The sequence below is a fragment of the Streptomyces sp. NPDC031426 genome (assembly GCF_055581585.1).
Genome location: NZ_JBVIJE010000022.1, coordinates 124882 through 135536, shown reverse-complemented (window position 1 = coordinate 135536; position 10655 = coordinate 124882). Strand labels below are relative to the sequence as shown.

12 protein-coding genes are annotated in these 10655 nt (G+C 69.2%); 6 read left to right on the top strand and 6 right to left on the bottom strand.

Features of this window, described 5'->3' with window-relative positions:
- Positions 1-411 precede the first annotated feature (411 nt).
- Complete coding sequence (locus ACZ5NH_RS33885; protein ID WP_468780760.1) at positions 412-831, bottom strand: arsenate reductase ArsC; 420 nt, start codon at positions 829-831, stop codon at positions 412-414.
- Between the two features lie 43 nt (positions 832-874).
- Positions 875-1510 carry an arsenate-mycothiol transferase ArsC gene (locus tag ACZ5NH_RS33880; protein WP_468780757.1) on the bottom strand — a complete coding sequence of 212 codons (636 nt, stop codon included), beginning with the start codon at positions 1508-1510 and terminating at the stop codon, positions 875-877.
- 103 nt (positions 1511-1613) lie between these two features.
- Here ACZ5NH_RS33880 and ACZ5NH_RS33875 point away from each other — a divergent pair, with 103 nt between their 5' ends.
- On the top strand, positions 1614-1928 hold the full coding sequence (locus ACZ5NH_RS33875; RefSeq protein ID WP_468780755.1) for an ArsR/SmtB family transcription factor: 315 nt from the start codon (positions 1614-1616) through the stop codon (positions 1926-1928).
- A 62-nt stretch (positions 1929-1990) separates the two neighbouring features.
- Entirely contained in the window at positions 1991-2779 is a 789-nt protein-coding gene (locus ACZ5NH_RS33870) for an aquaporin (protein ID WP_468780753.1), read from the top strand.
- Between the two features lie 69 nt (positions 2780-2848).
- Here the strand turns inward: ACZ5NH_RS33870 and ACZ5NH_RS33865 are convergent, their stop codons facing one another.
- A complete protein-coding gene (locus ACZ5NH_RS33865; protein ID WP_468780751.1) occupies positions 2849-3217 on the bottom strand; it encodes an ArsR/SmtB family transcription factor in 369 nt (122 codons plus the stop codon).
- Between the two features lie 192 nt (positions 3218-3409).
- Here ACZ5NH_RS33865 and ACZ5NH_RS33860 point away from each other — a divergent pair, with 192 nt between their 5' ends.
- The 3 genes from ACZ5NH_RS33860 to ACZ5NH_RS33850 all read left to right on the top strand — a co-directional run bounded on the left by ACZ5NH_RS33860 (position 3410) and on the right by ACZ5NH_RS33850 (position 6088).
- Positions 3410-4777 (top strand): FAD-dependent oxidoreductase, encoded by a 1368-nt coding sequence (locus tag ACZ5NH_RS33860; protein WP_468780749.1) that lies wholly within the window; start codon positions 3410-3412, stop codon positions 4775-4777.
- Positions 4778-4802: 25 nt separating this feature from the next.
- On the top strand, positions 4803-5267 hold the full coding sequence (locus ACZ5NH_RS33855) for an ArsI/CadI family heavy metal resistance metalloenzyme (RefSeq protein WP_468780747.1): 465 nt from the start codon (positions 4803-4805) through the stop codon (positions 5265-5267).
- Between the two features lie 299 nt (positions 5268-5566).
- Positions 5567-6088 (top strand): DinB family protein, encoded by a 522-nt coding sequence (locus tag ACZ5NH_RS33850; RefSeq protein ID WP_468780745.1) that lies wholly within the window; start codon positions 5567-5569, stop codon positions 6086-6088.
- A gap of 348 nt (positions 6089-6436) precedes the next feature.
- On the opposite strand, the gene ACZ5NH_RS33845 is transcribed toward ACZ5NH_RS33850, so the two are convergent.
- The 3 genes from ACZ5NH_RS33845 to ACZ5NH_RS33835 all read right to left on the bottom strand — a co-directional run bounded on the left by ACZ5NH_RS33845 (position 6437) and on the right by ACZ5NH_RS33835 (position 9801).
- Entirely contained in the window at positions 6437-6727 is a 291-nt protein-coding gene (locus ACZ5NH_RS33845) for a recombinase family protein (protein WP_468780744.1), read from the bottom strand.
- A gap of 126 nt (positions 6728-6853) precedes the next feature.
- Positions 6854-7156: a hypothetical protein gene (locus ACZ5NH_RS33840; RefSeq protein WP_468780742.1), complete on the bottom strand. Its 303-nt coding sequence runs from the start codon at positions 7154-7156 to the stop codon at positions 6854-6856.
- 53 nt (positions 7157-7209) lie between these two features.
- Positions 7210-9801 (bottom strand): ATP-binding protein, encoded by a 2592-nt coding sequence (locus ACZ5NH_RS33835; RefSeq protein ID WP_468780740.1) that lies wholly within the window; start codon positions 9799-9801, stop codon positions 7210-7212.
- Positions 9802-10208: 407 nt separating this feature from the next.
- On the opposite strand from ACZ5NH_RS33835, the gene ACZ5NH_RS33830 reads away from it, so the two are divergent.
- Positions 10209-10655 (top strand): hypothetical protein (locus tag ACZ5NH_RS33830; RefSeq protein ID WP_468780738.1); only part of this gene is annotated, 447 nt, incomplete at its 3' end.

Sequence of the window (10655 nt, the reverse complement as noted above, 5' to 3'; positions counted from 1 at the left end):
GAGGGACATGCCACCGACCGGGCGGCCGCACAGCGCCATCCTGCAGCGCCAGCCCGGTCACCAGGCAAAACACTTTTTCAGGGGCAAGTAGCTAGCCATGGAGTGCGTCTTGAAGACCCTGTAGCGGGCGCTTGGTAGGCCTGGCACTTACCGAAAGATGCTCATCCTTATCAGGTCGATCACTCCGGACCGTTGATGCAGGCGCTCGTCGGCGGTGAGGCGGTTTCGCGCCCGTCAGTGTCCACGCCGGTCCGTGCTCGTCCGGGCTTGTTGGTGTCAGGCGTTGGTGTCAGACACCAACAGGTTGCTTGACCGCTGGTGCGCCGAGGTGTAGCGAGCCCCTGACCTCACCAGGACCCTCCACACACACCGCATCCCTCCGACTTCCGAGGGGTGCTCAGACCGGGATGGTCACGCCTCCTGCTGGGCGTCGATTTCGGCGATCAGGGCCTCGATGCGGGTCTTGATCTCGTCGCGGATGGGGCGGACGGCCTCGACGCCCTTGCCGGCGGGGTCTTCGAGGTCCCAGTCGAGGTACTTCTTGCCGGGGAAGATCGGGCAGGCGTCGCCGCAGCCCATGGTGATGACGTAGTCGGACGCCTGGACGGCCTCCGTGGTCAGGATCTTCGGCTTCTGGCCGGAGATGTCGACGCCGACCTCCTTCATGGCCTCGACCGCGGCCGGGTTGACCTGGTCGCCGGGGAGGGAGCCGGCCGAGCGGACCTCGATCCGGTCGCCCGCGAGGTGATTGAGGAATCCGGAGGCCATCTGCGAACGCCCGGCGTTGTGTACGCAGACGAACAGCACGGAGGCGAGCGGGCTGGAGGACATCGGTTCTTCCTTCGTAAGTGGATCAAGGGGGTTGGAGGTGGCTTCAGGTGCGCGGGAGGGACGCGAGCAGCTCGGTGATGTGGGCGTCGATCTCGTCGCGGATGGCGCGCACGACGGCGACCGGTGCGCCCTCGGGGTCGGTGACCGGCCAGTCCAGGTAACGGCGGCCCGGCATCACGGGGCAGGCATCGCCGCAGCCCATCGTGATGACGATGTCGGCGGCCCGTACGACCTCGTCGGTGAGCGGCTTGGGGAACGCATCGGTGAGATCCACGCCGGCCTCAGTGAGGGCCTGGGCGACGGCTGGTTCGACCTCGGCGGCAGGGTGGGTGCCCGCGGAGGAGACGACGACATGCCCGCTGGCGCGGTGGGCGAGCAGGGCGGCAGCCATCTGGGAGCGTCCGGCGTTGTGGCTGCACACGAACAGCACGCGCGGCAGGCCACTGCCCGGCGCGCCCTGGACGTGCGCGAGGGCGTCCAGCCGCTCGGTAGCCAGGTGCTCGGCCAGCACGACCAGATGGGTGCGGACGCGGGCGTGGTCGGCGAGGCGCTCGTAGGAGTCGATGACGAGGCGCTGAATGGTCTCCGGTGAGAAGTGCCCGCGGTAGCCGACCGCGAAGCGGGCGATTCCGGCCGCGAGGCGTTCGTCGGGCATGACAGGGGGCGGGGATGCGGTCATGGGAACCCCCTTCGGGGCGTGGGTCCCCACAGCAGTGGGGATGCGGGTCCCAGGGATCAGCCCGGGCTGGTATCAGCCCGAGCTGATGTGAGATTATCAGTCCATGCTGACGTCAGTCGACACTGATCTGTTGCGGGTTCTGGCCGACCCGCTCCGCCTTCGGATCGTCACCTTGCTGGCCAAGGAGACGCTCTGCACCACGCATCTGATCGAGGAGACGGGGGCCAGACAGACCAACCTCTCCAACCATCTGAAGGTGCTGCGCGAGGCCGGAGTCGTGGAGACGGAGCCGTGCGGCCGGTTCACCTACTACCGGCTCAAGCCCGACGTCATCGCCTCGCTCGCCAGTCAGTTCGCCGACCTCGCGGAGACCGCGCGCGCCACCGCCGAGAACAGCGTCAAGCGGTCCTGCCCCTGATTGCCCCGGCGCCCGTCCATCGCCGTATCCCGCCGCCATCCCGCATGCACCGAGGAGTCCTGTTGACCGCCACCGAGGCCACCGAGCGCGACAGAGCCGGGGACGCCATGGCCCCCGCCGCTGAGCAGCAGCCTGCCCCGGGCGCCACCCCGCCTCAGACTCCTCCGCTGCTCGCCAAGGCTGCCGCCGAACTGGTCGGCACGGCGGCCCTCGTCGCGGTCGTGGTCGGCTCTGGCATACAGGCCACCGAGCTGACCAAGGATGTCGGTCTCCAGCTGCTGGCCAACTCCACTGCCACGGTCTTCGGCCTAGGCGTGCTGATCACCCTGCTCGGCCCGGTGTCGGGCGCGCACTTCAACCCTGCCGTCACTCTCGCCGAGTGGTTCACCGCCCGACGCGGCGGCGCCGGCGTCACCCTGCGCGAGGCGGCCGCCTACGTCCCCGCCCAGATCATCGGGGCTATCGCAGGTGCCGTCCTGGCCGACGCGATGTTCGGTGAACCGCTGGTCAAGTGGTCCACCCACGACCGCTCGGCGGGGCATCTGCTGCTGGGCGAGGTGGTTGCCACGGCGGGGCTGATCCTGCTGATCTTCGGCCTGGCACGCACCGACCGGCTGCGCTTCGCGCCCGTAGCGGTCGCGTCGTACATCGGCGCCGCCTACTGGTTCACCTCGTCCACGTCTTTCGCCAACCCGGCGGTGACCATCGGTCGAGCCTTCACCGACACTTTCGCGGGCATCGCGCCCGGCTCGGTCGCGGCCTTCATCGGCATGCAGCTCGTCGGCGCCGTGGTCGGCCTGGCGCTGGTGGCAGTCATCTTCCTGCCCGGCCGGACGGCTAAGGAGCAGTAGGACCTCGCAGACTAGATAGCCGAACGCGACCCGGTTCTCCCGCCTCAGTAGCTCCCGTCGGTGGTTGGCTCAGCCGAGACTTCCGAGCATCTGCCCCATCGCGGCAACCACCGACGGCTCCACCCGGTAATACACCCAGGTACCGCGCCGCTCGGAAGTCAGCAGCCCGGCGTCCTTCAGCTTCTTCAGGTGGTGAGAGACGGTCGGCTGCGAAACACCGACGTCGGAGATGTCGCACACGCACGCCTCGCCGCCCTCGTGCGAGGCGACCAGCGAGAACAGCCGCAACCGCACCGGATCACCGAGCGCCTTGAACATCCGAGAGGTCTTCTCCGCCTCATCAGCAGTCAGCGGACGCTCGGTGAGGGGCGGGCAGCACGGCGCCACGGCACTGGAGCCCTCGGGCTCCAAAAGCGGCAGCACCTTGATGTTCGACATGCTTCTATGTTGACACATGTCGAACCAGGCTGCCCAGGGTGCGCCAGGCTGCGCCGAGCGCGGGACGGATGGATAGCGATACGGCGCGCCACTCCGGCCTTCGATTCGATGAATGTCTATATTGACGCTTGCCTAACCAAGTGCCATGCTGGCCGCGCAAGCCATCGACAAACGTCGAAGCAAAGGGGACCCGTGAACCTGCCCACCACCGACCAGCTGCCCGTCGTGGTCATCGGAGCCGGGCCCATCGGCCTCGCCGCAGCCGCCCACCTCGTCGAGCGCGGCCTCGAACCGCTGGTCCTCGAAGCCGGGCCGTCCGCCGGCGCCGCCGTCCGTGAGTGGGCGCACGTGCGGCTGTTCTCCCCCTGGTCCGAGGTCACCGACGCCGCCGCCGAAAAGCTGCTCGCCCCGACCGGCTGGGTACGACCCGACGGCGCCACCTACCCCACCGGCGGCGACTGGGCCGAGAAGTACCTGCAGCCGCTCGCCGACACCCTCGGCGACAAGGTCCGCTACGGCGCCACCGTCACCGGCGTCGCCCGCGCCGGCCGCGACCGCATCGTCGACTCCGGCCGCGACGAACAGCCCTTCACCGTTCACATCCGGCTCGCCGACGGCTCCGAGGAGCGCCTCACTGCCCGCGCCGTCATCGACGCCTCCGGCACCTGGTCCATCCCCAGCCCGATGGGCGCTGACGGCCTGCCCGCCCTTGGCGAGAAGACGGCCAGCGACCGCATCTCCTACCGCGTCCCCGACCTCCACGACCCGGCCGTCCGCGCCCGGTACGCGGGCAAGCGCACCGCCGTCGTCGGTTCGGGCGCCTCCGCCTTCACCGCTCTCGCCTACCTTGCCGACCTTGCCAAGGAGGAGGACGGCACGCACGCCGTGTGGATCCTGCGCCGCGGCATCAGCGCGAACACCTACGGCGGCGGAGCCGCCGACCAGCTTTCCGCCCGAGGTGCACTGGGCCTCCGCGCCAAGGCTGCCGTCGAGTCGGGTCACGCCAGCGCGGCCACCGGGTTCCGCACCGAAGCCGTCGAACGAGACACCGACGGCTGCCTGATCCTGTTCGCCGAGGACGGCCGCCACTTGGACCCGGTCGACGAGGCCATCGTCCTCACCGGCTTCCGCCCCGACCTGTCCTTTCTCTCCGAGGTCCGCCTCGGCCTCGACGAACGCCTCCAGGCTCCGACCTCCCTCGCCCCGCTCATCGACCCGAACGTCCACTCCTGTGGCACCGTCTACCCGCACGGTGTGCACGAGCTGTCCCACCCCGAGCAGGACATCTACCTGGTCGGGATGAAGTCCTACGGCCGTGCCCCCACGTTCCTCGCGATGACCGGCTACGAGCAGGTCCGCTCCATCACCGCCGCCATCGCCGGAGATCGCGAAGCCGCTGAGCGCGTTGAGCTGACCCTCCCCGAGACCGGGGTATGCGGCGGCGCCGGCCTCTTCGACGACCCCGACGCCGCCCAGAACAGCGAGGGAGGCGGGTGCTGCGCAGCCCCGTCCATCTTGCAGATCGGCCTCGGCGCCCCGGCCGCCTCCGGCGGCTGCTGAACACACCCACACAAGGAGGTTCGCCATGTCCCGCGTACAGCTCGCCCTCCGCGTCCCCGACCTCGACGCGTCCATCGCCTTCTACACCAAGCTGTTCGGCACCGAGCCCGCCAAACTCCGCGACGGCTACGCCAACTTCGCCATCGCCGAACCCCCGCTCAAGCTGGTCCTGATCGAGGAAACCGCCGGCGAGGCGACCCGCATGGACCACCTCGGTGTCGAGGTCGAGTCGACCGAGGATGTCCACGCCGCCACCACCCGCCTGGGCGAGGCCGGCCTGGCCACCGACGTGGAGAACGACACCACCTGCTGTTACGCCCTCCAGGACAAGGTCTGGGTCCACGGCCCCGGCCAGGAGCCCTGGGAGGTGTACGTCGTCAAGGCAGACGCCGACTCCCTGGCCAAGCAGCAGGGCAGTACCTGCTGCGCCAGCCCCGGCGAGGCCGACACCAGCCCGAAGCAACCGGTCGCCGCGGGTGGCTGCTGCTGACCCGCTGATGACCAACCTCCACACCAGCGAGGCCGCGACCGGAGCGGGGACCGGTCACGGCCTCGGAGCGGGTCACCACTCACGCGGTCGGTGGAGTCTCAACACCCAGACAAACCTTGCCGCCCAGGGGGCACGTGCGCCGTTCTCCCGCCCTTCCACCTTGCCTATGGTGCTTCCCCCGGCCTAGGCGCCCTTAAGGCTCCAGAAACGGCCCCTAAAGGGAAGCCATGAGTCTGGTGCCAGGCCGCCCAGTAGGCGTCATCATGTGGCGATGCACGATGGTCAGGCAGGAGGGGCGAATGGACCGGCAAGTCGTCCATAATGAGCTGCGGCAGGCGAGCGTGGCGTTCCATCGACTCTTGGATACCGCTGCGGCCGAGGACCTGCGTCGCCCGAGCCAGGGGACGCGGTGGAACAACGAGCAACTGCTGTTTCACATGCTCTTCGGCTACATGGTCGTGCGGGCGTTGCTTCCGTTGGTACGCATGTTCGGCCATCTTCCGCTGGGCGTGAGTAGAGCCTGGTCTCGTCTGCTCGACGCGTCTACCCGCCCGTTCGATGTGATCAACTATCTCGGGGCGGTGGGCGGTGCGCGAGTCTTCAACCACCGCCGCATGGGTGCGCAGTTTGATCGCACTGTCGCGGCCCTTCGTCGCCGCTTGGATGCCGAGACAGAGGCCGAGTTGGCGCGCATGATGCGGTTTCCGACGCGGTGGGATCCGTTCTTCAAGGATGTGATGACCCTGGCTGACGTCTACCGGTACCCCACGCAGCATTTCGACTTCCATCGGGCCCAGCTCACCCTGGCCCCGCCTGACTGATCAGGGACGTCGGCAGTGATACCTGGCGCGCCGAGGTCAACGATCTACCTTCACCCACCACCCTCCCCAGCTCCCATCCCGTCCGCCGTCGACCCACACACCGTGGAGCGGGCGCGATTCCTGGCGTCCAGGTGGAGCGCGCCACTGTACGAACGACCTGGACGCCAGGGGCCGCGTCTGCTCGGCTCTGCCTGGGTCGACGGCGGACGGGATGGGAGCTCCCCGCGCACGCCACTACGGGCCTGCAGTCGTGAACGGCGCCCCCTCCATCCCGGTGCCGGCCGATCCCCCGCCGGAGGCAGTGTTCTGACCGTCCCGTACGCGGTGATCGGCTCATGGCCACCGGCCCTATCCACCAGTGGGCGCGCGTCGGCGCAGCCCGCGCGGAGCGGGTCGAAGGCAGGAGCGTCGTGCGGAGCGGAGCCGGGAAGCGCGCCCGGCGGAGCGGAGCGCAGCCGGGGCTTGATGAGCGACGTTGCGCTTGACCGCGGAGACGTCGTTGTCCTCGTAGACCTTCACGGCCTGCCACGACCGGAGATCCGCTAGGCGCTCGCAGTCCTGCTGCTGGCGGGCGACACCGAGCGCTTCGCCTTCGTCGTCCCGCGAGATGCGGGTGTAGATCCCCACCTTGCGTGCCACGTGCGGGCCTCCCCCTGCCTCCAGAGCAGGGGTCAGGTCACTATCGTCATCGAGTCAAGTCAGCCTGGAGCGTCGAGCCGCCCGTCGTGCAGCGGGCCGGGCAGGTTCTTGACGCCTGAGGTGCGATCAACCCGTGTCGGTCGGGCGGATGTCGTTCAGGCTGTCGACGATCGTCACGGACGGCGGAGGCGAAGGCGTGGGTACCTGGATGAGGATCGGGACATAGACCACGTCGCCGTGCCGGTACTCGGCCTTCCATGAATACCGGTAGCAGACCGTCGCATTCGGATTGCGCTGTGTCGCGTAACACCGAAGTTCCGACTTCATCGGTGCGGACTGTGGGTTCTGCGGTGGCAGGGCACCTGCTTCAGCCGTTGCCGCGCCCCATGTGCCGAGCGCCGTACAGCAGGAGGCGGCGGCCGCGGCCACGAGGCCGACGCTTCGCAGGGCCGCCTTCCGCATTCTCATCACCCGCGCTCTCGTCACCCGCGCTCGGAATGGTGGAGTTTGCGGGCCGCTTCCTGGCGGGTGTGGACGCCGAGTTTGCTCAGTACCGCGCCCACGTGATGCCCGGCGGTCTTCGGGGTGATGTAGAGACGAGCGGCGATCTCGGCATCCGACAGGCCCTCGTGCAGCAGCTTGAGGACATCCATTTCCCGGATGGTCAGCTCGTACGGATTGGCCCGGGTGGCCGCCCGCGGGCCACGCCGGATCGGGCGGACGCCGAGGGTGCGCATCACCGCGCGGGTGCGCGCCACGGCCGGCCGGGCGCCGAGGGCCTCGAAGGCGGTCAAAGCCTGGTGCAGCGCGGGGGCGTCGCCGGACAGGCGGACCAGTGCGGCGTGGTGCGGGCAACCGAGCCTGTCCCACTCGGCGGCGGCGCCGGCCCAGTCGCCGGCCAGCTCCAGCGCGTGGGGTCCGGCCGCGGCCACCTGTGGGGGTGTGCCTCCGACGCGGCGGATCCAGCAGGCCAGGGGACCGGACAGCCAGGGGTGGGTACGGTCCGCCAGCGCGTCCAGACCGCGTTGTGCCTCGGTCCGCACCAGCTCATGGTCACCGGCCAGCCAGGCCGCCTCGACCCGGGCCTCCCACCCCAGGCCCGTGTCCAGCAGGCAGTTCGAGTCGACGAGGCTCGCCGCCTGCTCCAGCAGCGGCCACACCGGGGCCTTGCCCTGGTGGGCGCGCACCAGGCCCAGGACGGTCAGGGCGAGGGCCCGGACGACCGGTGGTGAGCTGGGATGGGACAGGACGCTCTGGGCGGCATCGGCGGCCTGGGGCCACAGGCCCCGGTTCAGGAGCCCCCAGCTGCCCCAGACCTTCGTGCACAGCAGGTACGACAGCAGGTCGCGATCGAGGCAATAGGCCTCCGCCCGTTTCACGGCCGCGGTGGTCTGTGCGGTGTCCCGCTGCAGCGCGGTGAACCAGCACATGTTGAACGCCAGGAAACCCGCGTCCTCCGGCAGATCCTGCGCCATCGCGCTGGACACCGCCCGTTCGCAGTCCTCCCAGCCGGACCCCTCGCTCAGCATGCGCGCCGCCGCGGCATGGAAGCGGGCCTGGACGACCACCCCGGCATCGCCGAAGCGCTCGCCCAGATCGATCGCCTTGTCGGCGTAGGCGGCGGCCACCGCCACCCCCTCGTGCTCGTAGCAGGCCAGCTGGCAGAGGTTCAGGTAGGCCCGGCCCAGCTCCCGGCTCGGCGCGAGTCCTTCCAGCACCCGGACCGCGTCCAGACCGGTCCGTCTGGCCTCGGCGGTCCGCCCGGCCGGCCACAGCCAGCACGACAGCCAGCGCAGATCCTCGCCCTCGCGCAGCCGGTCGCCCTGGGCACGGCGCAGCTTCACCGCCCTGCGGCGAGAGGTGACCCCCTCGTCCAGCCGGCTGGACAGCAGGCAGGCCTGCGAATGGCCCTCCAGCAGGAAGGTGTGCTGGTCGGGCGTCAGGTGGTCGGCATACCGCAGGGCGCGGGCGTACTGGGCGGCCGCCTCCCGGTACGCGCCGAGCTCGGCGGCATGGGCGGCCGCGGCGGGCGCGTACTCCAGTACGGCGGTCGGATCCCCGGCACCTTCGGCGTGATCGGCCAGCAGGGCCAGATCGTCCGCAGCGACCGGGCGGGACCGCATCGCCGTCAGCACCTGCCGGTGCACCCGCAGACGGTAGGGGGCGGGGACGGACTCCAGTACCGCCAGCCGGGTCAGCTCATGGCGGAACTCGGTCACCTGCCCGTCGGTCCGCACGATTCCACAGGCCACGGCCTCGTCGAGCGCCTCCTCCGGGGCCGGCAGCATGCCGGCCAGCAGCGGCAGCGAGACCCGGCGCCCCAGGACGGCCAGCACGTCGACGACCCCGCGTGCCGCGGCCGACAGGCCGGCCAGGCGGCCGGCGACGGCCTCGCGCACCGTGGCGGGGATGGACTCGGCGGGGGCGGCCAGGATCTCGGTGACGATGAAGGGGTTGCCGGCGGAGACGTGATACAGCTGCTCGGCGTCGACGGCGTGTCCGGTGGCCAGCCTGGCCACGGCCCGACGGCTCAACGGGGCCAGGTCGTGGCGGTGCACCCAGGGATAGCCGGCCAGGGTGCCGAGGAGAGCGGTCACGTGGTGGGTGCGGCCTATCTCGTCGTCGCGGTAGGTGACCACCACCAGCGCCGGAACGCTCGGCAGCCGCCGGGCCAGGTAACGCAGCAGGTCCATCGTGGCCTCGTCGGCCCAGTGGACGTCCTCCACGATCAGCAGGCTGGGGTAGGAGCTCAGGTCGGCGAGGAGGCAGTCGAAGACCTCGTCGAAACGGCAGGTGCCGGTAAGCGCCCCGGTCAGGGCGGTGCGCGCCGCCCGGCCCAAGTACGGGGCCAGGTCCATCAGCGGGCCCAGGGGGCGAGGGGTGGCCAGCGGGTCACAGGCGCCGGCCAGGACCCGGATATGGGGATCGGCCAGCTGGGCAAGACGGTTGACGACGCTGGTCTTGCCGATGCCGGCTTCGCCGCGCACAAGGACCATACGCCCAGGGCCGCTCACGGCATCCCGCAGGTGACCGGTGAGGTCCTGGAGCACGGCCTCTCGCTCTAGCAGGTCCATCACCGGTCAGTTTCCCTCTGTGGCGGAAGCTGCGCAAAAGATCCAGACGATCAAGGCAGACCGGCAGGTGGGGCGTTGCGGCGGAAATCTGGGGTGCGAGGCGGTTTGTGCCGGGGTGGAACTTGGGGTGTCCACCCGATGTGTCCCCCGGCTGCGGCAGAGCATGCTGACGAAAGAGGCCCGCGCGGTTTCCCGGTTCTCGCGGCACAAACCGGCCTGAGAGGGCGAAGGAAACAGCAGGTCGCCGTCGTCTGTCAAGTCCCGAGATTTCGGGGAATGACGCGGGCGGAGTGCCGGGGCGTAATTGAGTCATCAGGTCGGACGGATGACTCCCTCGGAGAACATCCTCCGCAATTGAATTGGGCTCTGATCGGCGCCCAATCCGCACTCATCGAAAAGGGATCACCATGCTGAAGAAGATCGCAAAGCGTACTGCGGTGCTGACCGCGTCGGCCGCGCTGGCCGCAGGAGGCGCCCTGGTACCCACCGCCGCCTTCGCCGCCCCGGCGCCTACGGCCGCTCACGCAATGGTGCCGAGCGACAACGGCGGGAACAACAACAATAACAACAATAACAACGGCGGAGGCGGAAACAACAACAACAACAATAACAACGGCGGAGGCGGGAACAACAACAATAACAACAACAACGGCGGAGGCGGAAACAACAACAACAATAACAACAACAACAACAACGGCAAGAAGAAGGGCCACCGTCACAACAACAACAACAATAACAACAACAACGGCGGAGGCGCGAACAACAACAACAATAACAACAACAACGGCGGAGGCGCGAACAACAACAACAATAACAACAACAACGGCGGAGGCGCGAACAACAACAACAATAAC